Source organism: Pseudoalteromonas 'SMAR' (assembly GCF_048515945.1).
Taxonomy (GTDB): Bacteria; Pseudomonadota; Gammaproteobacteria; order Enterobacterales; family Alteromonadaceae; genus Pseudoalteromonas.
In genome coordinates this window covers 121,692-144,536 of record NZ_JBLWMW010000001.1, presented here as the reverse complement: position 1 = coordinate 144,536, position 22,845 = coordinate 121,692, and the positions used below count along the sequence as shown (strand labels likewise).

Annotated in this window: 19 protein-coding genes; 15 read left to right on the top strand and 4 right to left on the bottom strand. The window is 46.3% G+C overall.

Translation table 11 applies throughout. The features are described from left to right. Positions 1-12: 12 nt before the first annotated feature. The 7 genes from ACNKW2_RS00615 (at position 13) to ACNKW2_RS00585 (ending at position 5,914) form a co-directional block, all read left to right on the top strand. Positions 13-345, top strand: a complete 333-nt coding sequence (locus tag ACNKW2_RS00615) for a cupredoxin domain-containing protein (RefSeq protein WP_419146815.1) — start codon at positions 13-15, stop codon at positions 343-345. Further along, on the top strand, positions 335-1,066 hold the full coding sequence (locus ACNKW2_RS00610) for a hypothetical protein (protein WP_419146814.1): 732 nt from the start codon (positions 335-337) through the stop codon (positions 1,064-1,066). Before ACNKW2_RS00615 ends, ACNKW2_RS00610 begins: the two co-directional genes overlap by 11 nt. 28 nt (positions 1,067-1,094) lie before the next feature. Continuing rightward, positions 1,095-1,763 carry a hypothetical protein gene (locus ACNKW2_RS00605; RefSeq protein ID WP_419146929.1) on the top strand — a complete coding sequence of 223 codons (669 nt, stop codon included), beginning with the start codon at positions 1,095-1,097 and terminating at the stop codon, positions 1,761-1,763. A gap of 412 nt (positions 1,764-2,175) precedes the next feature. After that, entirely contained in the window at positions 2,176-2,385 is a 210-nt protein-coding gene (locus ACNKW2_RS00600) for a cold-shock protein (RefSeq protein WP_099029882.1), read from the top strand. Positions 2,386-2,648: 263 nt separating this feature from the next. Then, positions 2,649-3,209, top strand: coding sequence for a Tll0287-like domain-containing protein (locus ACNKW2_RS00595; RefSeq protein WP_419146813.1), 561 nt, complete (start codon positions 2,649-2,651; stop codon positions 3,207-3,209). A 105-nt stretch (positions 3,210-3,314) separates the two neighbouring features. After that, positions 3,315-3,650 carry a zinc ribbon domain-containing protein YjdM gene (locus ACNKW2_RS00590; protein ID WP_336565360.1) on the top strand — a complete coding sequence of 112 codons (336 nt, stop codon included), beginning with the start codon at positions 3,315-3,317 and terminating at the stop codon, positions 3,648-3,650. A gap of 80 nt (positions 3,651-3,730) precedes the next feature. Next, positions 3,731-5,914 (top strand): fasciclin domain-containing protein, encoded by a 2,184-nt coding sequence (locus ACNKW2_RS00585; protein ID WP_419146812.1) that lies wholly within the window; start codon positions 3,731-3,733, stop codon positions 5,912-5,914. 67 nt (positions 5,915-5,981) lie between these two features. On the opposite strand, the gene ACNKW2_RS00580 is transcribed toward ACNKW2_RS00585, so the two are convergent. Then, on the bottom strand, positions 5,982-6,512 hold the full coding sequence (locus ACNKW2_RS00580) for a substrate-binding periplasmic protein (RefSeq protein ID WP_419146811.1): 531 nt from the start codon (positions 6,510-6,512) through the stop codon (positions 5,982-5,984). A 213-nt stretch (positions 6,513-6,725) separates the two neighbouring features. Next, positions 6,726-7,466, bottom strand: coding sequence for a substrate-binding periplasmic protein (locus ACNKW2_RS00575; RefSeq protein WP_419146810.1), 741 nt, complete (start codon positions 7,464-7,466; stop codon positions 6,726-6,728). A gap of 220 nt (positions 7,467-7,686) precedes the next feature. Here ACNKW2_RS00575 and ACNKW2_RS00570 point away from each other — a divergent pair, with 220 nt between their 5' ends. The 6 genes from ACNKW2_RS00570 (at position 7,687) to ACNKW2_RS00545 (ending at position 15,060) form a co-directional block, all read left to right on the top strand. Continuing rightward, complete coding sequence (locus ACNKW2_RS00570) at positions 7,687-8,361, top strand: GntR family transcriptional regulator (RefSeq protein ID WP_336565610.1); 675 nt, start codon at positions 7,687-7,689, stop codon at positions 8,359-8,361. A gap of 11 nt (positions 8,362-8,372) precedes the next feature. Next, positions 8,373-9,251: a methylisocitrate lyase gene (gene prpB, locus ACNKW2_RS00565; protein WP_336565356.1), complete on the top strand. Its 879-nt coding sequence runs from the start codon at positions 8,373-8,375 to the stop codon at positions 9,249-9,251. A gap of 75 nt (positions 9,252-9,326) precedes the next feature. Beyond that, positions 9,327-10,448, top strand: a complete 1,122-nt coding sequence (gene prpC, locus ACNKW2_RS00560) for a bifunctional 2-methylcitrate synthase/citrate synthase (RefSeq protein ID WP_419146809.1) — start codon at positions 9,327-9,329, stop codon at positions 10,446-10,448. A 119-nt stretch (positions 10,449-10,567) separates the two neighbouring features. Next, positions 10,568-13,162: a Fe/S-dependent 2-methylisocitrate dehydratase AcnD gene (acnD, locus tag ACNKW2_RS00555; RefSeq protein WP_419146808.1), complete on the top strand. Its 2,595-nt coding sequence runs from the start codon at positions 10,568-10,570 to the stop codon at positions 13,160-13,162. A gap of 2 nt (positions 13,163-13,164) precedes the next feature. Next, positions 13,165-14,340 (top strand): 2-methylaconitate cis-trans isomerase PrpF, encoded by a 1,176-nt coding sequence (prpF, locus tag ACNKW2_RS00550; protein WP_419146807.1) that lies wholly within the window; start codon positions 13,165-13,167, stop codon positions 14,338-14,340. Between the two features lie 120 nt (positions 14,341-14,460). Then, entirely contained in the window at positions 14,461-15,060 is a 600-nt protein-coding gene (locus ACNKW2_RS00545; protein WP_419146806.1) for a LysE family translocator, read from the top strand. 17 nt (positions 15,061-15,077) lie between these two features. On the opposite strand, the gene ACNKW2_RS00540 is transcribed toward ACNKW2_RS00545, so the two are convergent. After that, positions 15,078-16,682, bottom strand: coding sequence for a sensor histidine kinase (locus tag ACNKW2_RS00540; RefSeq protein WP_419146805.1), 1,605 nt, complete (start codon positions 16,680-16,682; stop codon positions 15,078-15,080). A 130-nt stretch (positions 16,683-16,812) separates the two neighbouring features. After that, positions 16,813-20,553, bottom strand: coding sequence for a S8 family serine peptidase (locus tag ACNKW2_RS00535; RefSeq protein ID WP_419146804.1), 3,741 nt, complete (start codon positions 20,551-20,553; stop codon positions 16,813-16,815). Positions 20,554-20,831: 278 nt separating this feature from the next. Here ACNKW2_RS00535 and ACNKW2_RS00530 point away from each other — a divergent pair, with 278 nt between their 5' ends. Together ACNKW2_RS00530 and ACNKW2_RS00525 are read left to right on the top strand one after the other, a co-directional pair. Beyond that, positions 20,832-21,035 carry a DUF1289 domain-containing protein gene (locus ACNKW2_RS00530; RefSeq protein ID WP_419146803.1) on the top strand — a complete coding sequence of 68 codons (204 nt, stop codon included), beginning with the start codon at positions 20,832-20,834 and terminating at the stop codon, positions 21,033-21,035. A 98-nt stretch (positions 21,036-21,133) separates the two neighbouring features. Continuing rightward, positions 21,134-22,834: an amidohydrolase gene (locus tag ACNKW2_RS00525; protein ID WP_419146802.1), complete on the top strand. Its 1,701-nt coding sequence runs from the start codon at positions 21,134-21,136 to the stop codon at positions 22,832-22,834. Positions 22,835-22,845 lie beyond the last annotated feature (11 nt).

Genomic DNA, 22,845 nt, shown 5'->3' with positions numbered 1-22,845 from the left:
CGCACTGGAGTAATGTTTTTTTTATGGTTGGTTGCCTCGAGTGCCTCTGTGCGTGCACAGGCCACGGAAAGTTTTAGCATTACCTTAAAAAATCATTTATTTACGCCGGCAAAAATTGAAGTACCGGCCAACAAGAAAGTAAAGCTCATTATTGATAATCAAGACAGTCAAGCGGAGGAGTTTGACAGCTTTGATTTAAACCGTGAGAAAGTGCTTTTTCCCAAGCAGAAAAGCGTGATTTACATTGGTCCGCTTGCACCTGGCGAATACCGTTTTTTTGGTGAGTTTTCACCTAATACTGCTCAAGGGGTAGTGGTTGTAAAGGAGGTTTACAATGCTCCTTAACTCAGTGGTTGTCACCGTTAATCAATTATTACCTGTGACGGTATTATGGGTCTTGATAGTGCTGTGCACTCCGGCGCAGTTATCAAACAAAGCCACACTTCAGGCCACTATAGTGGGGGTTGCTGGTGGGCTGTTGGTGTGGTGGTTTGGCTCTGCTATAGCCAGCAGTTTTCAGTTCCGTGGTTTAGAATTGCTGCAAATCACGTTGTTGTTGGCAATTTATGGTTTACTTTTGTTTACTTTTACTGCAAAAGGAGCACATTTTGCAATGTTGGCGCTGGCATTAGTGGCCATACTGCACTTGCATCACCTGGCTAGTTTTACTTTCTCTTATTGGCAAGTATCAGGCAGCCAATCATTGGCATTAGGTGTTGTCCTTGGCATAGGGATCTGTTTTAGTTTTTCTACTTTGTTGTTTTTCTTCCTCGACTGGTTTCGCAGTAACAAGGTGGTGTTGGTTTTATTACTGCTGTTGGCATTACACGCTGCTAGCAAGGTGGCTATGGCATTAGATTTAGCCCTGCAAGTTGATTTTATTGCTGCGAACCCGGTGAGTTTAGACTTACGAGGGTGGATTGATGAGCACAGCGTTATGGGTCGGCTGCTGCGAATATTAGTGGGGTATGAAGCGACACCGAATAGCGCTTCTTTAGCCGGCTATGTTGCTGCACTGAGCCTGTTCTTAGGCATTTCTATTTGGAGGCAACGACATGCAAAATAGCATTGTATGGGTTTTAACGGTGCTGTTAATGTGGTTGTTCAGCGCTACTTGCCGGGCCGACGGCATGGTCGTCGACAAGGTCTACCACCCTTATGTATTACCATTAGAAAGAGAGCTGGAGTGGCGATTGTTATCACGGCAAACTGAAGCGGGTAATGTCTTAGCCCAGCGCCTAGGCTTAGGGTGGAGTCTGTCTGAAACCGTCACAGCCGAAGGTTACCTTATCGGTGAACGAGATAATACCGGTAACTTTGATTTAGCCGCCTATGAAATTGAGTCGCGTTGGCAGCTTGTGGAGCAGGGCCGATATTGGGCGGATATTGGTATGCTATTCGAACTTGAAAAACAGCATAAATCCAAAGCCTATGAAGCCACTACAGGGTTTTTATTGGAAAAAGAGTTCGGTCGTACCAGCATTACCCTCAATGCGTTTTTAGTTAAAGAATGGGGAAGTGAAATAAACAATGAGTGGGAGACGGAGTTTCGTGCGCAAGTACGGTACCGCCTATATAGCGCTTTTCAGCCCGCCATTGAGCTCTATTCAGGCGAAGACTTTGTTGGCATTGGGCCTGGTTTTATTGGGCTTTATCGCTTTCAAGGCCAACGGCAACTAAAGTGGGAGGCTGGGTTCATTACTGAGGTCAGTCAGTCGGGCAAAGATCATAGCTTCCGCTTGGCATTAGAGTTTGAGTTTTAACGCAAGCTCCGTTTTGATGTTCATGTGCAAGGGGGTTAGTATGACACCGCAAGTTTATTTTTGTTCAAGGCCATAAGGCCTGTAATTTAAGCGCCGTCGGCACGATTAAATAATCACAAAAACAATAAATTACCAGTTTATTATCGCTAGATTTAAGCTTGTCATTAACAAGTCATATTGATAGTTAAAAATGTATTGACTTAGGGAGGAATCCCTATATGATGTTCATAGACAGAATTTGAGTCAGTGTTTAAAAATCTCCATTACGTTGTTGTATAAGTGTTTGCTTGTAGTAGTACCGTCCTGAAGTTTTATCCACTCTACAAATTTAGGTCTATGCGCCCACATGGGCATAGCTCATCAATGCACATTGATAGCATTGATTTTTTGTTTTTATATCAGGATTAGTATTATGTCTAGCACTCTTACAGGTACCGTTAAGTGGTTTAACGAGTCTAAAGGTTTTGGTTTCATCGCTCAAGAAAATGGCCCTGACGTGTTCGCACACTTCAGCGCAATCAAAGGTGACGGTTTCCGTACACTTGCTGAAGGCGAGAGAGTAGAATTCACAGTAACTGACGGCCAAAAAGGTCCTCAAGCTGAGAACATCGTTAAGCTTTAATCGCTTAAACGACTGACAAAAAGCAAGCTTAAGCTTGCTTTTTTTGTGCCTGAACTTTGCTCCTTTTTATAAGTAGATGGCACACACTTCCCCGACCACTCGCATATCTCCCGTCTAGGTTGCTCCACAGGTTTGGCAACACACCGTCTTTGCTTAGTTTTTGTTGATTTATAACAAATTTGCTGAAGATTGACAGACTTGAACATTGTCATATTTTTACTCTGTTCTATTATATTAGAGGATTCTAATATAAAGGTATCAAGATGAGTAAATTGATTAGGTATATGGCGTTATTAAGTGCTGCAATAGCCTCTGTTGCAGTGGCTGCAGCAGACGAAGAAAAGCTAGTGATTCAAGCTCAAAAAATGGTGCAGGCATTTTCTGGCCAATTAAAGTCTGAGCTGAGTGCTGCGATTAAAGCGGGTGGCTTAGTTAACGGCATCAAAGTATGCCAACAACGTGCTCCGGTTATTGCCGCCTCACTCTCTACAGACCGCTGGCAAGTGGCCAGAAAGAGCAATAAAAATCGCAACCCCAATAATGCACCTGATAACTGGGAGCAGCAGCAATTACAACATTACTTGGCGATGATCGCTGACAATCAACCCCTAGCTCGGCAACATACCAGTGCCATCTCTACAAACACTTTTCGTTACAGCAGTCCGATAGTGACAGCCCCATTATGCTTGTCTTGCCATGGCGAAAATATTGCGCCAGAAGTGAAACAGGCCTTAACGCACTATTATCCCAATGACTTAGCAACTGGTTATCAACTTGGTGAGTTGAGGGGTATCTTTTCACTCACTAAACACTTGCAAAAGTAAGTCTCTACCAACCGCAAACAGCATTGTTTGTCTCACTTAGTGGCAGTTGTGGTAAGAAAGGTTTATGATACCCCTTTTACTACAACCAAAACTGGAATATCGCTTATGTCTTTACCACCGTGCCCAAAATGTAGCTCAGAGTATGTCTATGAAGATCAAAATCAACTGATCTGCCCAGAATGTGCATACGAGTGGGATCCTAATGCCATCGATGAAGAAGATGCAATCCAAGTAAAAGATGCTAACGGCACACTTTTGGCAGACGGCGATAAAGTGACGGTAGCAAAAGATTTGAAAATCAAAGGCAGTTCTCAGGTCATTAAAATTGGCACTAAGGCCTTGGTACGCCGCGTGTTAGATAAAAAAGATCATGAGTTAGACTGTAAAGTGGATGGCGTTGGCGAAATGATGGTCACGGCTAAGTTTGTTAAAAAAGCTTAAATTTGCTTTTTATAATCGTTGATCCTTGTTTAAAAAATCTCCGTATTGCTGGAAGATTAACCCAGTAAACGGAGATTATCGTGAACAAAATAGTAACAATAACCATGCTCAGCGCAACTCTGCTGTTAAGTGCTTGCTCTGATGACGACGACCAAACAATTACCCCTCCTACGCCACCGCCAGTGGTTGAAGAAACGTCAATTTACGATGCTGCGAAAGCGGCTGGTAGCTTTAACACTCTGGTAGCTGCACTAGAAGCAACTGGCCTTGACGCTACCTTAGATGATACAGGTTCAAGCTTTACTGTATTTGCTCCAACAGATGACGCCTTTGCACTATTAGGCGAAGACACCATCAATGGTTTACTTGCCGACCCCGATACCTTAAGCAACATTTTGACTTACCATGTTATTGGTTCGGAGGTGAATGCTGAAGCAGCCGTTGCCGCTGCGGGTCAAACTGTTGAAACTGTCAATGGTGCAAACATTGCCTTATCTCTCAATGGTGATTCGCTGTTGGTGAATACCGCAACCGTTACGCAAACCGATATCACCACTGACAATGGCATCATTCACGTTATCGACGCTGTGTTAATGCCTCCACAAGAGGCCACTGCTGACATGACCATTGCCGAGGTGGCTGCGTCTGCCGGTAACTTTGATACCTTGTTACAAGCTGCTGAAGTGGCTAGGTTAAGTGGCGCTTTGGCGGGAAGTGATGATTTGACTGTCTTTGCGCCAACCGATGCTGCATTTGCGGCGCTAGGTCAAGACACTATCAATACTTTACTGGCCAACCCCGACGTCCTCGGTGATATCCTTAAACAACATATCGTCAGTGGTAAAGTGGATGCTGTCACCGCCATGTCACTAAATGGCCAAAGTGCGCAAACACTGCTAGGTAATTCGTTACCTATTACCATTGACGCTGAAACAGACCTGCTTAAATTTGCTGGTGTCAGCGTTACGCAAACCGACATTGCGGCGGCAAACGGTATTATTCATGTGATTGATGCAGTGATTGTTGATGAAGTAACAGTGCCTGAGTCTAAAGGATTAATCCCGGCTGTGGCGGCGCAAGCTGGCAGCTTTACTACTTTATTGAACCTAGTCAGCGAAACTGGCTTAGATTCGGAGTTGGCCGATCCAACCACGCAATTTACCGTATTTGCGCCTACAGATGCAGCGTTTGCGGCGTTAGGCCAAGAAACCCTGACCGCCTTGGCAGGCGACCCCGACAAGCTAAAAGATATCTTGCTTTATCATGTGATTGCAGGCCAAAGCGTGATGTCTGATGCAGCCGCCAGTGTCGCCAGTTCAAGCGAGAATTCCGTTACTATGGCGAATCAGGACGCCAGTGTACTGAGCATGGTCGATAGTAAATTGTTCATTAACGATGCCGTGATCCGCAGCGCTAATGTTGAAGCTGATAATGGGGTGATCCATGTGCTAGACAAGGTTATCATGCCGCCCACTGAGAAAATGGCTACTGAAAACACCATAGTTGATGCTGCCGTGGCGAGAGAAGACTTATCGACTTTAGTAAGTGCGCTGCAAGCGGCTGATTTAGTTGATACCCTAGCTAATACCGAGGCACAGTTTACTGTGTTTGCTCCCACGAACGCTGCGTTTAACAAGATCCCCTCTGCAACCTTGTCGGCGCTCCTTGCTGACAGCGACGCTCTAACGCAAGTTTTGACACTACATGTGTTGCCACTAGAGGCAAGCAGTGCCACCGCCTTTTCCTTAAATGGTGAAAAAGCCACAACGGTGGCTGGTAATCAGGTAGATATTAACGTCTATGACTTTGCCGCAACCAGCAATACCACTGCAGATGCCATTGCTTATAACAGCGAACAGCAGCGTCTAGTTACCGGGAATGGTTTAGAGCAAGCGGGCCGTACGCTGTATGTATTTGATAACGACTTAACCTTTGCTCAAAGCCAATGTAATGATGCCTGTGCACAAACGTGGCCGCCAGTCATCGCCACCGCAGAGCAAATTGAAAATATCGCCGGCTTGTCTTTAATGGCGCGTGCCGATGGCAGCATGCAGGCCGCTTACCTTGGCAGACCTTTATACACTTACAGTGGTGATAGCCAAGCGGGAGATGCCATGGGGCAGGGAGTCAACGACGTCTGGTGGCAAGTGAGCTTACCGACTTCAGGTTTGCAAGTGGAAGGCAGTAATGTCACCCAAACAGACATTTACACTGCAAATGGCGTGATCCACTTAATTGATACCGTGATCACTGCGGTAGATTAAGCACTCTAGTTACAACTATTTTCTTTCTCATCCATAAAAGCACAGCTCACCCTGTGCTTTTTTTGCCTTAAAGCTCTAGCACTTTTTTATATTCTGCGCTGGTTGCCACTTGCTCAAAAGCTTTACGAAGCTCTACGATAACGGCCTCGGGTAGCTGTTTATTAGCAGCCAAATAGCCTTTTACCGTGAGCTGCTCAATGTCATAAATAAATGCAAAGTGATCATCTGGCAAGTTAAGAGCCTCTGCCATACTGGTGACGTAACGCGGATCATCAATCACTAAATCGACGCGGTTTGCCACCAGCAACTCATAAGATTTTTGAATATCACTGGTTTCGATAAAATTGAAGCCTAGTGCTTTGAGCGTGCCTGCAGCGACGTCACCGCGCTGCACTGCAATCTTATATTGCTTGGCATCCGCTAAACTTTTAATCTGAATGTCTGAGCGGTAGCGGTTAGACACAAAACCTAAGTGAAACACGGCAACAGCGCCAATCCAATGAAATAAATCTTCTCTTTCCGGCGTTTTCGCCATGCTGTAAATCAGCCCATTTGGCTGTTTTAAGGTTGAGTTATATGCTCGGGCCCACGGGTACATGATAAATTCGCCAGTTAAATTAGCGCGCTGTAAAATTTGCCTTACTAAGGCCGTACTAGTCCCAGCTACTTGGTTGTTTTGTAAGGTCTGGTTAGGCGGTGAGAGTTCGGTGAATACTTGTAATTGAGCATATGATGATTGGCTTAGCATTAAAGATAAGCAAAGAAATAGCCAACTACACAAAGAGAAACAGTTTTTCATAAAGCTCGGACATCAATGGCTCAACCTATATTTAGAATAGATGGCTTTTACGGTTCCGTCATTAACCATTTGTCTTAGTGCTTTATTCATGGTTTGTTGTAGTTGCGTAAGTTTTGGCTGCAAGCGCATGTTCACAGGCAAACGACTAATTTCATAGCACTCTTCAAAATCACGGTAAGCTTCTTGATGAGCAATATAAAAGTCGGCGGTCACATCGCCTATCATAATATAGTCGAGCCTTTGGTGTGCCAGTTGCGCTAGTAGTTCTTTTTCAGAGACATTTTCGTAAGCAACAATGCGGTTGGTACCTAGGTGAGCGTCAAAATCGCCGTAATGATAGCCTCTTACTTTGCCCACCAAAGCACCGTAAAAGTCTTCAGGAGTGGCATTCACCGGGCACGAGTTGGCCCGCCCTAAAATCACTTCTCGGCTGTATGCATAACTGATTGAATAGATACCAGGAACTTCGGCACCTTGACGCCATAGAGGGTTGATCCCAGGTTCAATATCCACTTTGCCCTGGTCAAAGAAGCGACTACCTCGGGCAACAGACAAAGGCATAAAGGTAAACTGATGACCTGTGCGTTGAGCCAGCTCGGCAAAAATGTCGACAAATAATCCCGTTTCTTTTCCTTGCTGCAAGTAGTAGTAAGGAGGGTTGGCACCGTGATACACCAATACCTGATACTCTTTCGCACTTAGTGGCGAAAGGGTCAGTAACAATATGGTGAGCAGTAGTGCAAAGCGTCTCATTCAGGCCTCGAATAACAATAGCTAGCTAAATACTATGTCTAAATATACTGGGCTGCAAAAGTTAACATCGATTTAGGTTTAAATTGTGTCATTACCATAAATATGGTGAATACTGTCTATTGGTCTTATTGTCGACAATGTTGTGCTTTTGAGGTTGACGCACACGTAAAGCAGCACTATATTGTTTAGCACTTAAAGCATTATAATAGACTAACTGATGATGAGCTTTTTTGACGAACAAGCCGTTACCTCCTCTGATAAAGCCTTCTTTCGACTACGCAAAGAGATAGTGGAAGGAGAGATCGCGGCAGGGTCTAAGCTCAGTGAAATGGAATTGTCGACAAAGTATGAGGTCAGTCGTGCCGTGGTGCGGGAGGCCATCAACCGTTTAGAGTCGTGCCATTTAGTCGAGCGCAAAGCCAATGTCGGTGCCAGAGTGGTTACTCTGACCCCTGAGGGGCTACTGGAGCTGTATCAGATCAGAGAAGCACTAGAAGGCATGGCAGCCAGGTTGGCGGCACAGCACATGAGCGATGGCGAAGTGGCGGATTTAGAGCAGCTGCTGTCGAGTCAGTTTGATGAGGTAAAGAACCAGCATTCGTACTACCAAGAAGCGGGTGATTTAGATTTTCATTACCGCATTATCTTAGGCAGCAAAAACGCCAGTTTAATATCGATGTTGGTGAACGGCCTTTATCACCTTGTGCGCATGTACCGTGTGCAATTAGGCATGGCAGGGCCCAGAGTCACTACCGCCTTTGATGAGCATAAACACATTGTGCGCGCTATCAGTAATCGCGACCCAGAGTTGGCCGAGATCCTAATGCGTCGACATATCCAATATTCTAAAAATAACATCGCAGCCAAGTTAGCAAGCAATCAATCACACTTTTAAGAGAGAACATCATGAGCGCAGGAAAAAAATTTCGTGAGGCACTAAAAGCCAATCAACCATTACAAATAGTCGGCACTATTAACGCTTACAGCGCGATTATGGCCAAGAAAATTGGTCACCAAGCCATTTACTTATCGGGTGGCGGTGTTGCTAACGCTTCTTATGGCTTACCTGACTTAGGCATGACGTCGTTAAATGACGTGATTGCTGATGTCGATCGCATTACCTCTGCGTGTGATCTACCTTTAATGGTGGATATTGATACCGGTTGGGGTGGGGCATTTAATATTGCTAAAACCATCCGTGATATGGAAAAAGCCGGTGCTGCGGCGGTTCATATGGAAGACCAAGTGGCACAAAAGCGTTGTGGCCACCGTCCTAACAAAGAAATCGTATCCACAGCAGAAATGGTCGACCGCATTAAAGCAGCCGTTGATGCCCGCACCGATCCAGACTTTTTCATCATGGCCAGAACCGACTCCTTTGCGCAAGAGGGCTTAGAAGCAGCTATCGCTCGTGCCAAAGCCTATGTGGAAGCAGGTGCTGACGGCATTTTCGCAGAAGCGGTGCAAACCGAAGAACACTATCGTGCCTTCAGTGAAGCGCTGGATGTGCCAATTTTGGCTAATATTACTGAGTTTGGTAAAACCGAGCTTTGGAACAAAAGCGAGCTGGGCGAGTGGGGCGTTGATATGGTGCTGTATCCATTAAGTGCCTTCAGAGCCATGAACAAAGCAGCAGAGCTGGTATACCAATCTATTTTACAAAATGGCGACCAAAAAGCGGTGATCGATACCATGCAAACTCGCATGGACTTGTACGATTACCTCGGCTATCACGAGTATGAGCAAAAGCTAGATGCCTTATTCGCCGAAGGCAAAAATAAGTAAAAAATTCAACTCGCTGGCAGCGTCAGCGAGATAAAAATTAATCCTCAGCAGGTAAAAAATTCAGGAGACAACAAAATGGCTAAAGTACTAAGTGGCGCAGGCCTTCGTGGTCAAGTAGCAGGTAAAACCGCATTATCAACAGTAGGTAAATCAGGCTCAGGTCTGACTTACCGCGGCTACGACGTCAAGGAGCTGGCTGAACACTGTCAGTTTGAAGAAGTGGCTTACCTTATCTTAAAAGGTAAGCTGCCTAACCAAGCAGAGCTAGACAACTATAAAAGTGAATTAAAAGCAATGCGTGGCTTGCCATTAGCACTACGCGAAGTACTCGAGCGTATTCCGGCAGATGCGCACCCAATGGATGTATTACGTACCGGTTGTTCTATGCTAGGTAACCTTGAGGGCGAGGAAAGCTTTGAGCAACAAGGGAAAGTGACAGATCGCATGTTAGCCAGCTTCCCAAGTATTATTTGTTATTGGTATCGCTTTAGCCACGATGGCGTGCGCATTGATGTGGAAACGGACGACGACTCTATTGGTGCTCACTTCCTACATTTGCTACACGGCAAAAAACCAAGTGAACTGCATGAACGCGTTATGCATGTGTCTTTGATTCTTTATGCTGAGCATGAGTTTAATGCGTCTACCTTCACTGCTCGTGTGTGTGCTTCTACGCTTTCTGATATGCATTCTTGTATTACCGGTGCCATTGGCTCGCTACGTGGCCCACTTCATGGTGGGGCTAACGAAGCCGCCATGGAAATGATTGAGCGGTTTGAGTCTGCTGATCATGCCGAGCAAGAAATGATGGGGATGCTTGAGCGCAAAGAGAAAATCATGGGCTTTGGTCACGCCATTTATGCCGATTCGGATCCGCGTAACGAAATCATCAAAAAATGGTCAGAAAAGCTTGCCAAAGATGTGGGCGACACTGTGTTATACCCAGTATCAGTGCGCTGTGAAGAAGTTATGTGGCGTGAGAAGAAGCTATTCTGTAATGCGGATTTCTTCCATGCATCGGCTTATAACTTTATGAACATTCCAACCAAGCTGTTTACTCCTATCTTTGTGATGTCACGCCTTACTGGCTGGGCTGCGCATGTGATGGAGCAACGTGCCGATAACCGTATTATCCGTCCGTCGGCTGAATACACAGGGGAAGAGTTACGTCCAGTACCAGCCATTACTGAACGGTAATCTTGACCAAGGCACTGGGCTTGTTGCTCAGTGCCAACTGGCTTTACACCTTTAAGTCAGCCGCAGCCTAAATGGCTTGCACACCGTCTTCTCCTTGTCACCGATTATTGGAAGTTGTTATGAATACTGAATTCCGCAAACGCCTACCTGATTCTGAGCTGTGTTATTACGACACCAAAGCCGCTGTAGAAGCAATTAAACCAGGTAGCTACGAAACTTTACCTTACACTTCACGTGTTTTAGCAGAAAACTTAGTGCGTCGCGCAGAGCCAGAAAAGCTCAACGACTACTTGACGCAAATTATCGAGCGTCGCCGCGACCTGGATTTTCCATGGTTCCCAGCTCGGGTAGTGTGTCATGATATTTTAGGGCAAACGGCCTTGGTTGACTTAGCCGGCCTTCGCGATGCTATCGCTGAAAAAGGTGGCGATCCGGCGAAAGTGAACCCGGTAGTCCCTACCCAGTTAATTGTTGACCACAGTTTGGCGGTGGAACACGCCGGTTATGAAAAAGACGCGTTTGAGAAAAACCGTGCCATTGAAGACCGTCGTAATGATGACCGCTTCCACTTTATCAACTGGACCAAAACCGCCTTTAAAAATGTCGATGTGATCCCGCCAGGTAATGGTATTTTGCACCAAATTAACTTGGAAAAAATGTCTCCGGTGATTCAGGCCCGCGATGGTGTGGCGTTCCCAGATACATTGGTGGGCACCGATAGCCACACGCCGCACGTTGATGCCTTAGGTGTCATTGCGGTAGGCGTTGGCGGCCTCGAAGCCGAGAGCGTAATGCTCGGCCGAGCATCCTACATGCGACTGCCGGATATTGTCGGAGTTGAGATTGTCGGTAAGCGTCAACCTGGGATCACCGCCACAGACATCGTATTGGCGATCACCGAGTTCCTACGTAAAGAGCGAGTGGTATCAAGTTACCTAGAATTCTTTGGTGAAGGCACCAAGGACTTAAATTTAGGTGACCGAGCAACCATTTCCAATATGACGCCAGAATACGGCGCCACAGCGGCAATGTTCTACATTGATGAACAAACCATTGATTACTTAAAACTCACTGGCCGTGACGACGAGCAAGTGAAGTTGGTGGAACAATACGCTAAGCATACGGGACTCTGGGCCGACTCACTTGAAAAAGTGCAGTATGAGCGAGTATTAAAGTTCGATTTATCCACGGTTACGCGTAATATCGCTGGGCCATCTAACCCCCACCGTCGAGTGGCCACCAGCGATTTAGAAAACCAAGGTATTGTTAAAGAAATTGCAGAGCCAGAAGATGGTCTTATGCCAGATGGCGCGGTGATCATTGCTGCTATCACGAGCTGTACCAACACCAGCAACCCGCGTAACGTCGTAGCTGCTGGTTTGCTTGCTCGCAACGCCAATAAGCTGGGTTTAACCCGCAAACCTTGGGTGAAAACCTCGTTTGCGCCAGGCTCAAAAGCGGTGCGTTCTTACATGGAAGAAGCACAATTACTGCCTGAATTAGAAGCTCTAGGTTTTGGTGTGGTGGCGTTCGCTTGTACTACTTGTAACGGCATGAGTGGCTCGCTTGACCCGAAAATTCAACAAGAGTTGATTGACCGTGACCTCTATTCAACTGCTGTGCTGTCTGGTAACCGTAACTTTGACGGTCGTATTCACCCGTACGCTAAACAAGCTTTCTTAGCATCACCGCCATTGGTAGTAGCTTATGCCATTGCTGGTACTGTGCGCTTTGATATTGAAAACGGCGTACTGGGCAGAGATCAACAAGGCAACCCAGTGACCTTAAAGGATCTGTGGCCAAGTGATGAAGAAATTGATGCGGTGATCAAAGAAAGCGTCAAGCCCGAACAGTTCCGCGCAGTGTACGAGCCGATGTTTGATTTAAGCGTAGATTACGGCGAAGACAACGATCCACTGTACCAGTGGCGTCCTATGAGTACCTATATTCGCCGTCCTCCTTATTGGGAAGGTGCCTTAGCGAGTGAGCGCACCATGAAAGGCATGCGTCCATTGGCTATTCTGGGAGATAACATCACCACCGATCACTTGTCACCATCGAATGCTATTATGGCAGACAGTGCTGCTGGTGAATATTTGGCGAAAATGGGCTTGCCTGAAGAAGACTTTAACTCTTACGCCACCCACCGAGGCGATCACTTAACGGCTCAGCGCGCGACCTTTGCTAACCCCAAAATTCTCAATGAAATGGTGGTCGAAAACGGCGAAGTGGTGCAGGGCTCTCTGGCACGCTTAGAGCCAGAAGGCAAAGTGATGCGGATGTGGGAAACCATCGAAACTTACATGGAGCGCAAACAGCCGCTAATTATTGTTGCCGGTGCCGACTATGGCCAAGGGTCATCTCGTGACTGGGCGGCCAAAGGGGTGCGCTTAGCTGGGGTTGAAGTGATTGTGGCGGAAGGTTTTGAGCGAATTCACCGTACTAACCTAATTGGTATGGGCGTGCTACCGCTGGAGTTTGAAGCGGGCACAACCCGTAAAACCCTCGGCTTAGATGGTACTGAAACCTATGATGTTGCAGGCGAACCGGCACCGGGTGCAACGCTTACACTCATCGTTAACCGTAAAAATGGAGAACGTGTTGAAGTACCGGTTATCTGTCGCCTAGATACGTTCGAAGAAGTGTCGATTTACTCTGCTGGTGGTGTGTTACAGCGCTTTGCCCAAGACTTCTTGGAAGCAGAAGGCGTATAAGCATGAGCGAGTTTAAACCACAACTAAAAATTCCCGCCACCTACATGCGTGGCGGCACCTCCAAAGGGGTGTTTTTTAATCTGGCGGATTTACCGGAGTTTGCTCAAGTACCAGGTGAAGCACGAGATGCATTGCTGCTGCGAGTTATAGGCAGTCCCGACCCGTATGGCAAACACACGGACGGTATGGGGGGAGCGACCTCTAGCACCAGTAAAACGGTTATTTTATCTAAAAGTGACAGCGCCGATCATGACGTCGATTACTTGTTTGGCCAAGTTGCCATTGATAAACCGTTTATTGATTGGAGCGGCAACTGCGGCAACCTCACTGCGGCTGTTGGCGCTTTCGCCATCAGTAATGGTTTGGTAAACGCCGATAAAGTGCCAGACAATGGCATTGCCGTGGTCCGTATTTGGCAAGCCAACATTGGCAAAACCATTGTTGCCCATGTGCCCATGAACAATGGCGAAGTACAAGAAACCGGTGACTTTGAACTCGATGGGGTTACCTTTCCGGCCGCCGAAGTGGTGGTTGAGTTTATGGATCCAAGCGATCCTGATGTCGACATGTTCCCTTCGGGGAACTTGGTAGACACCCTTACTGTGCCGGATGAGGGCACCTTTGAGGTCACCATGATAAGTGCTGGGATCCCCACCTTATTTTTCCGAGCCGATGACTTAGATTATGACGGCACGGAGCTGCAAGAGGCAATTAATGGCGATCCGGCGGCATTGGCGCGATTTGAAAAGATTCGTGCTTATGGTGCCGTTAAAATGGGCTTAATTGAACACATTGATGAAGCCAAGGTGCGTCAGCACACGCCAAAAATCGCGTTTGTGTCGCCGCCGAAGGCATACACCTCGTCGAGTGGCAAAGCCATTGGCGCTGAGACCATTGACCTGAATGTTCGCGCTTTGTCCATGGGTAAGCTCCACCATGCCATGATGGGGACCGCTGCTGTTGCCATTGCCACGGCGGCGGCAATTCCTGGCACCTTAGTGAATGAAGCCGCAGGTGGCGGCAATCTCACTAGCGTGACCTTTGGCCATCCCTCAGGTACCTTAAAAGTGGGCGCCGAAGCGCTGCAGCACTCTGGTCGTTGGCAAGCTAAAAAGGCGATCATGAGCCGCAGTGCGCGGGTACTGATGGAAGGACAAGTTAGAGTACCACAAGCCTAGATAATCTTATCTGCACAGCCCTGATCTGTTCAGGGCTGCTATTAATCTCGCCTCATGCACCACCAGAATGAATAAATAAACTCATTGACTCAGCAGAGCACTTCTTAAAGGAAATAAGCGATGATAGAAGCACTTTTTACTATTGCCTTCACTACCTTGGTACTGCTGGGGTCACCTGGCCCTGCGCCATTGGCCTTAGCTGCAACGGGCGCGGCCCAAGGGTTTAAACGTGGCTTGCCATTTTTATGCGGTATCTTAGCTGGGCTCCTGGTTGCAGTAATACTGGTAGCCTCTGGTATGGCCACCTTGCTGGTGGAGCAGCCGCAAATCAGTGGAGGATTAAAGTGGGCTGCGGCAGCGTATCTGCTCTATGTTGCATACAAAATTGCCTGCAATAAATCTGCACTGGACAGCAAAGAGCAGTCACTTCCGCGTTTTTATGACGGAGTTCTACTTAACTTGCTCAACCCCAAAGCCTATGCCGCCTGTATTGCCATATTTGCCAGCACTAGTGTGCCCGTTGAGTCTACTTTGGTGGCCACCGTTTTGTCTGCTGGAGTGTGCTATAGCGTGGCTATTTTGGTTGATATAGTGTGGTTAGCGTTAGGTGGAATTATTGCAAAAAAAATAACCCATGCTGGAGCGCTACGAATAATACGTTTAGCATTTGCTATGAGCTTAGTGTTGTTAGCTTTGCTAGTGGTTATACGAAAGCATTAATAGCCACCACGTCTATTTTATGCGGCGATAGGAATAGATATGACTAGTCGAGTACCAGTGCTGGGTTCTGAGTAACATTCAATGGTGCCTTGAAAGTACTGAGTGATAATCGCCAGCGCCACACTAAGCCCTAGCCCTAAGCCCTTACGCTTGCGATTTCCCACCACAAAGGGATCAAAAATTTTATCTTTAATCTCATTGCTAATTCCGCAACCATTATCACATATATCAATAATAATGCTGTTATTTAGCTGTTTGGCGCTCACTACAATGCTGGGGTTGGTAATATCATCGAAGGCATGGTTGTAGCTATTCTCTAAAATAGGTATAAAAACTTGTTGTAGTAACCCGTGGGGCGCTGATATGTGCAGTGCTTTGGAGATGTCTACTAATACATCTACATCATCATTATGCTTTGAAACAGAGCTAATGCATTCGTTGAGTAACTCGGCTAAGTTAACGGAGCTGATGGTACCCGAGAAATCGGTATTGGTGATAATTTTAAGTTGATTTATTATTGCAGTAATTCGCTCACTGCTATTCACTACCAGCTTGGCGCAGTTTTCGATGTTATCAATCGATTGCAGTAACGCTGATTTCGCCACTTCATTATTACTAATACTTTGCTTAACTTCTTTGGTTACGGCTAATTGGTTACTAGATGCGGTGATAGCTATGCCTACTGGCGTATTGATTTCATGTGCTAAGCCCGGGATCAGGCGAATGAGCGTGGCTGACTTTTCGGCCTTAATTAAGCGCTGTTGGGTATCGCTTAGTTCATTAATGGCGTTATTGAGTGCATCATTCTTACTCACCAGCTCCTGAGTTTGTTTTGTCACCTCTGCATTTAAATAGGTGATAATGCTGCGACGTATGGCGGAACGTGCACTGTATAGACCCAGTAAGCTCAGTAGTAATAAAACGAAACACACAGTGGCTGCGATATAGTAACCTTGTACTACATTATTACTGGAACGCAGATGCTCACTGAAGCCCTCTTCTCTGATGGCTAAAAAGTCATTTATATGGCTCATTATATCAGCCTTACTACGTAAATATTCTTGGCTATAAAGAAGTTTAAGTGCGGCTCGGTGTTGTCCTTTTTCTATCAGCTCAAATGCGTTTTTTTCAACCGAGACCAAGGCATCACTTTTATTTTCTGCTTGCTTTAGTATCTCTAGCTCCTGTTGCGCAATTCCGTTTTCTTTTAACAGCGTGCGTAACGACTTTGCCGCTGTTTTAGGAAATGGAGCCTTACCACCTTCGACCATGAGCATATCCCAGTAAACTCTATTGAGATGCGCAGGCCTAGGCGAGCTGCCATTTCGGATAGTTAGAATCTCATCAAAAAACACTTTGAATCGTGTTTCCCCGGTCGCGGCATAGGCTCGTGCCATCATGGTGAGTTGATCAGAGCTGAGTCGCAGTTCTTGGGATAAGCGAACTAAATTAAAATTCTTGGCGATGGTCTGAGCTTGCCTCTCTTTACTGACGATCGCTAAGGTTGTAAAAACCACTGATAAGCAAAACAGCAACATGGATATGGCGCTGAGATGATAAAAGTATTTAAAGCTGAAAGACTGGTTTGGATGCTTAGGGTTAATTGCTTGATGTGCTGCCATGCTCAGGACATTGCAAAAAATACATTTAAAAATTATAGAGTAAGTTCGAACTAATGCGAGCAGGGGCTGATAAAAAATGGCGAGCTTTACAGCTCGCCATTTAGCAGTTGATAATAAAGCCTAGGCTTTATTATTTATTTCTGCGACGTAGAAGCGCTAGAGGCGCTGCAAGTAGTAGCCAGAATAGTGAACCACTGTCTGACGACTTAGGTGCAGGTGTTGGTGTTGGCGCTGGCGTTGTATCATTAACGTCATTCACTGTCACCATTACAGTTGCTTCTTCAGACTCAAGGCCTGCGCTGTCAGTAGCTATTACGGTTAGCTCTACAGACTCAAGACCGGCTTCATAGTCAAGTAGGCTGGCATCGGCCACAACGATTTCACCGCTTTCATTCACGCTTAGCGCTTCAGAAGAAGATGAAACCAGAGTGAAACCACCTACTGGGTTAGAGAAGGTTGCTTCAATTTGGCCAACAACCGTATCCGCTGCAGTATTTTCATCAACACTGAAGCTTTGTTCTGCAGTAATAACAGGGGCCGGTTGCTCGATTGGCTCATCCATTAGGTTCGTTACGTTAACCATAACTTTAACTTCGTCTGAAGTATTTCCAGATGTGTCAACTGCCACAACGTGGAACTCGATGCTCTCTAGGCCTGCATCAAAGTCAAGCTGCTCGCTGTTAGCTACTTTCACTTCACCAGAAGTAGGGTCAATAGTTACTGCCGAAGAAGTTGAGCTAGTGACAATAAACTCAGAAACTGGGCTTGCCAGCTCTGTTCCATACGTCACTTCCACTTGACCAATAATTGTGCCATCGGCTGTATTTTCTTCTACTTCAAACGTTTGACCTGCAGTCACAATAGGTGCTACATCAGCGTCATTTTCAGGTGAAGCAACTAATGGCATTGCACCATTGCTTGATAGCATCACGAAGTCAGCGCTTGAGAAGGTTAAGTTTGCAGACTCGCCCGGCTCAAGTGCAGTGACTTCATTACCTGCATCGTCTACCAGCATTGCTAGGTGTGAACTGTTAGTGCTTGCCATATCCATTTCTGGGGCTTTGATCATAAAGCTATCAACAACCACTTCATCTAGTGAATTAGTCGGGATTGGCGTCCATGTTTCTTCTTCAGTACGGAAGCGGACTTTCGCATTTACACCTTCAACTAGCTGCTTATCTGTTAGGCCTAAAGCACCTGCACAACTAGTTAAAGTTACGAAGTTATTACCAGAAGCAAAACTTAAGTTAGACAAGTAGCCGCTTGCTGAGCCATAACCGTGAGTGAAGGTAATAGCGGAACCGGAAAGTGTGTCACTAAACCACTCTTGTTTACCATTTTGAATCGTGTAGTCGTATGCACCATCACCATCTACATCAACGTCAGCCATAAAGCCACCTTGATAAGTGTGACCAATAGGCTGGTTAGTCATCATAGTGGTCATTAGCATGTAGCCTGTGCCACAGCCTGCCATTGGTACCACTTCCATAGCACCGCCAGTTAAGTCCAAGCGTTCGCTATCACCTGCAGGGTCTTGAGCGATTACTGGTGCGAAGAATGGTTCAAGTGTGGTAGCACCTGTGTTCGTTAGTACGTGACGAACGCCGTCTTCGCCTTTCACTGGCATCACTGATGCGCGTGAAGTGGCTTTTGGTAGTACGTGATATACAAGGTGGAAGGCTTTTTCGTCACCAGACATAAAGTTAAGCGCGCCATCAAGTTCAAGCTCAGTAAGAATATCCGTGCTTGATGGAAACGCCATGTTGGACGAGTCTAGTGTCCAATCTGGTAGTTTCGATGGGTCAATGGTTGCCGTCACATCAAACGAAATTGTTTGACCTGCAGGCACAGTGATTGACTCTGGGAATGACATTTCAAGTGCACCGTTGGCAATGTCATCAGCAAAACGTTGCTCAAACGCCAGTGTGTAGGTTTGTTCAACATTAGAGAAGTTTTTCACTTCTACTGTTTTAGTCAGTGATGACGTCTCTGCCATGGTCACAAGACCAAACGACAGTGCTGCTTGTTTAGTATCCTGTGCCCAAGCTGCAACTGGAAGGTTGGCTGCTTTTTCGACATCAACTAAGCCAGCTCCAATGTAACTGATAGGTGCTAGTTCCGCATCAGGGTTTTGTGAACGTGGTTCCATCGTCACATCTAGATTACCCGCATTCATGATGGTTGCTTTTAACTCTAGAGCAGTACGATTTGGTAATGCTTCTTTAAGCATACTCATTGCACCAGCTGTGATTGGACCAGAGAAAGAAGTACCGCTTGCAGGCGTTAGGCCGTCACCTGTACCCGGATGTGCAGTCATGATACTAACACCAGGTGCTGTGATTTCTGGCTTCAAGCGACCACCCATTGATGGACCACGAGACGTGAATGAGGCAATCATGCCTTCTTTTAGGAGTACTTCAACATTAATGCTGTAAGGTACATTGTTACCCGCTAGAAGTGCTTCTTTTAGCGCTTGGCCTTGCTCATAGCTAATGCCAACCGTTGGGATCTCAATACCTTCTGCACCACCACCAGGGGCAATTGGGCCCGCACCAGGTAAGTTATTGGCGATAATAACAAGCTTGGCACCACGTTCTTGAGCATAGAGTGTTTTTTGTGTAAACGCACAACCACCACGGTCAACTAGTACTGCTTTACCTGTAAAGTCAACTTCTTCAGGGAATGGATCACACGCTGTCGATGTTGCTTCGTTACTGCCGTTAGTGCCCGTAGGTAAGAAAGTCATAGGGGCCGAGTCTTGGTTAAGCATAAACTCACCAAACTCCTCAGGGTTGAAGCTGGCTACCTCAGCTGCACTTTTTTCACCTAAGAATGTGGCCGCAACGTGTTGACTTTCAATGACAGGGTGTTCCATTGCACCAACCGAAAGTGCGCTGTCAGTAGTACTTGGGCCACCAACGATAAACGGTGTCGGGCCATCGTTACCCGCTGAGATAACAACATTAGTGCCAAGCATGACAGCTTTATCAATAAGCTCTTGTACAGCACCGGCGCGGTTATCACCAAAAACACCACCTAGTGACATGTTGATAACATCAACGCGGTCAGAAATATCGCCATCGCCATTTGGATCCATTGCAGCTTCAAGTGCATTAAGCTGCGCTAGACCCGGACAGCCACCAGCACATACGGAATAAACAAACAGTTCAACATTTGGTGCGATACCACTTACAGAGTGTGATACGTGGGTACCGTGGGTTGTGCCTGCATCAATTGGATCTGGGTCGTTGTTAATAAAGTCATAGCCGCCTTGCACGATGCCTTGTGGCCAAGCTGGCGAATCAGCAGGGTCACCAGCTGCCGCTTCATATGCTTCTGCAGTGCCTGCGCCACCAAATGCGCTATGGGTATAGTCGATACCGGTATCAAGAACTGCAACGCGAACGCCTTGGCCTGTTGCTTCTCCAGACTGAACTAACGGCGTTGCTTTGATGTAATCCGCGCTTTCAGCAACGTTTAGTTCGTAATCGAAAACTGGCAATATCGCTTCAACGTTTGGATTTGAAGCCAGTTGATTAGCGACTGCTTCTTTACCATTAACTACGATGGCATTGGCAAGCTTTGATGTTTTAGCAACGATTTCTAGGTCGTAACCTGACTGATAGATAGCAGATTCAACCGCTTGCTGCGCTTGCATAATTGAGCCGTAAGCGCTTTGTGATGAAACACCCATTAGGCTTTGTTCAGCAATCGAAGGCGTGTTTAATTTAATTAGCCAAGTTTTGACTTCTTTTTGGCTATTTTTAGTAACGGGTTGCGATTGCTTAAGTAGAGGCTTGTTTTCGAAGTTGTATTGTTCATAGGTTGCTGCTGTGGCAGCTGTAGAGCAAATGGCTGCAACTACTGACATAGCTACGGCTGATTTCTTTATAGTGGACATTATGGTATTCCCCTAACCTGTAAGTATTTATTATGTCTTTTAGTTAACATTCCGATGTAGGAATGCAACAACTATAAATCGGTTTTGGACTGTTTGTCACCCTTTTTGTTACACGATGTAGATTTTAAATGTTATAACTTTCTCAATAGTTAACACTGTTGTAATTATGCTTAACGCTGCGCCTTGGGTGTGGCGAGTATCATTTGCTATGCTCAAGAAAGTAATTTGAATAGGAGTTGGCGAACAAAATGACACTCACCCACACAGCAATAGAGTCGCCTTGTGTTCGAAAGTGTTGTTTAGATGATGACGATATCTGCCTAAGATGTTTTCGGACGTTAGAGCAGATAACGGGCTGGACGCAATTTACTGATGAACAAAAGCGTAAGGTGTTGCAAAGCTGCGAACAAAGGCGGCAGAAGTATCGCGATAACTTCAATAATAATTGGTAGCACAATAATCTGCTTTTCTTATTAGTTAAAAAAAGAATATCAAATAATTGATTGTTATATTAACCGCATAAATTAGTAAACTTATTGAGAAGTAGAGAATGATAACAACAAGCGCTAGCCTTTTAACCTTGGTATTTTTAACTTCCATAACGTCGAGCCAAACCTTGGAAACAAACCAAGCCGTCACGCTAAGCGCAGATACCCTGATCACCAATGCGCAAATTTATACCATGGATGCCACAAGCCCTTGGGCCAACACATTGGCTATTAAGGCCGGAGAAATAATCTATGTTGGTGGGGCTAAGGAGGCGAATGCACTAGTCGATAATGACACCGCAGTGCATAACCTTGGTGGCCAAATGGTTCTACCTGGGCTGCACGATGTTCACATCCACCCGTTGGAGTCAGCATCAGATGCCACGCATTTCAGCGTGCCTGGTGCAGGCTCCATCAAGGACTACCAAGACGCAGTCCGAGCTGCTCGTCAGCAGCACCCTGAAGCAAGCTGGTTAATCGGCTATGGCCATCATATTGACACGTTATTAGAGATGGCTGCTAACCCAAAAGAAGTGATCGATGCAGTTGTCGATGATCGAGCGGTGCTGATCATGGAGCAAACGTCTCACTCCATGTGGGCCAATTCCAAGGCTCTGCAGCTTGCCGGTATTGTCCCCACCAGCAAAAATCCCGTTGGCGGCGTCATAGGTCGAGATTCAAGCGGTGAGCTTAATGGTATCTTGTACGATAATGCTGGTAATCAAGTGATGGACGTTGCCATGCATTCTCAAGGCGATGAAATGGTGCAAAACTATGATGGCTTTGTTGAATATACTCAACCAACACTATTAGCGCATGGCGTCACAGCAATCAGCGATGCTCGGGTTTATTGGCAGCGGGGCCAGTTAGATACTTGGTTACAGCTTGAGGCTGATGACGCACTAACAATGCGGGTCAGCTTAAGTTTATGGGCTTATCCTGAACTTGATGATGATAAGCAAATAGCGGCGCTTGCATCGCTTTATCAAGTGGCGCCAGATAGCTTATTAAAAGTCGATCAAATTAAGCTCTACATGGACGGCATTTTGATAAACACCACTGCCGCCTTGAAACAGCCCTACCATCTTAATTGGCTTGGCCTTAAGGACAACATTGGCTTAAATTATTTTTCCCAAGCACGATTGCAAAAGTATATCGCGGCATTAGCGCCTATGGGGTTCGATTTTAATATTCATACCATTGGTGACCGTGGTGTTCATGAGGCCCTTAATGCTATTGAGGCAGTTTCACACAAAGGCGCGCGTCACCGCCTGACTCACGTTGAAATGATTGATGACAAAGACATTCCGCGTTTTGCCAAACTCAAGGTCATTGCCGATGCTCAAGTGGCGGGGGATTTTGCTAACCCAGAGCACTGGCCTGACATGATCCCCTTAATTGGCAAACAACGCGCCGCTAAGCTCATCCCCATAAAAGCTCTGGTTGAGCAAGGGGCCAGGCTGACTTTAAGCAGTGATTGGAATGTCAGCAGCCTAAACCCATTTGTAGGCATTGCTAATGCCATTAGCCGGGAGCCAGAGGCGATTTCACTGCATCAGGCGCTTGCGGCTTACACCATTAATGGTGCTTATGCCATGCGCCAAGAACACCTTGTGGGCAGTTTAGAGGTGGGGAAACGCGCTGATTTCATTGTTTTGCCAAAAAATTTATTTACCTTAAGTGCAGCCCAAATTCGCAGTATACAGGTGCTTGAGACCTGGTTAGAGGGTAGGCAGGTCTATAAAGCTGAGGTTTCTAACTAGCGGCACGAGGC

Bases quoted from the DNA above. Each gene is read 5' to 3' on its own strand.
- ACNKW2_RS00615 (WP_419146815.1), top strand. From the start codon at position 13: ATGTTTTTTTTATGGTTGGTTGCCTCGAGTGCCTCTGTGCGTGCACAG.
- ACNKW2_RS00610 (WP_419146814.1), top strand. From the start codon at position 335: ATGCTCCTTAACTCAGTGGTTGTCACCGTTAATCAATTATTACCTGTG.
- ACNKW2_RS00605 (WP_419146929.1), top strand. From the start codon at position 1,095: ATGTGGTTGTTCAGCGCTACTTGCCGGGCCGACGGCATGGTCGTCGAC.
- ACNKW2_RS00600 (WP_099029882.1), top strand. From the start codon at position 2,176: ATGTCTAGCACTCTTACAGGTACCGTTAAGTGGTTTAACGAGTCTAAA.
- ACNKW2_RS00595 (WP_419146813.1), top strand. From the start codon at position 2,649: ATGAGTAAATTGATTAGGTATATGGCGTTATTAAGTGCTGCAATAGCC.
- ACNKW2_RS00590 (WP_336565360.1), top strand. From the start codon at position 3,315: ATGTCTTTACCACCGTGCCCAAAATGTAGCTCAGAGTATGTCTATGAA.
- ACNKW2_RS00580 (WP_419146811.1), bottom strand. From the start codon at position 6,512: ATGTACCCGTGGGCCCGAGCATATAACTCAACCTTAAAACAGCCAAAT.
- ACNKW2_RS00575 (WP_419146810.1), bottom strand. From the start codon at position 7,466: ATGAGACGCTTTGCACTACTGCTCACCATATTGTTACTGACCCTTTCG.
- ACNKW2_RS00570 (WP_336565610.1), top strand. From the start codon at position 7,687: ATGAGCTTTTTTGACGAACAAGCCGTTACCTCCTCTGATAAAGCCTTC.
- prpB (WP_336565356.1), top strand. From the start codon at position 8,373: ATGAGCGCAGGAAAAAAATTTCGTGAGGCACTAAAAGCCAATCAACCA.
- prpC (WP_419146809.1), top strand. From the start codon at position 9,327: ATGGCTAAAGTACTAAGTGGCGCAGGCCTTCGTGGTCAAGTAGCAGGT.
- acnD (WP_419146808.1), top strand. From the start codon at position 10,568: ATGAATACTGAATTCCGCAAACGCCTACCTGATTCTGAGCTGTGTTAT.
- prpF (WP_419146807.1), top strand. From the start codon at position 13,165: ATGAGCGAGTTTAAACCACAACTAAAAATTCCCGCCACCTACATGCGT.
- ACNKW2_RS00545 (WP_419146806.1), top strand. From the start codon at position 14,461: ATGATAGAAGCACTTTTTACTATTGCCTTCACTACCTTGGTACTGCTG.
- ACNKW2_RS00540 (WP_419146805.1), bottom strand. From the start codon at position 16,682: ATGGCAGCACATCAAGCAATTAACCCTAAGCATCCAAACCAGTCTTTC.
- ACNKW2_RS00535 (WP_419146804.1), bottom strand. From the start codon at position 20,553: ATGTCAGTAGTTGCAGCCATTTGCTCTACAGCTGCCACAGCAGCAACC.
- ACNKW2_RS00530 (WP_419146803.1), top strand. From the start codon at position 20,832: ATGACACTCACCCACACAGCAATAGAGTCGCCTTGTGTTCGAAAGTGT.
- ACNKW2_RS00525 (WP_419146802.1), top strand. From the start codon at position 21,134: ATGATAACAACAAGCGCTAGCCTTTTAACCTTGGTATTTTTAACTTCC.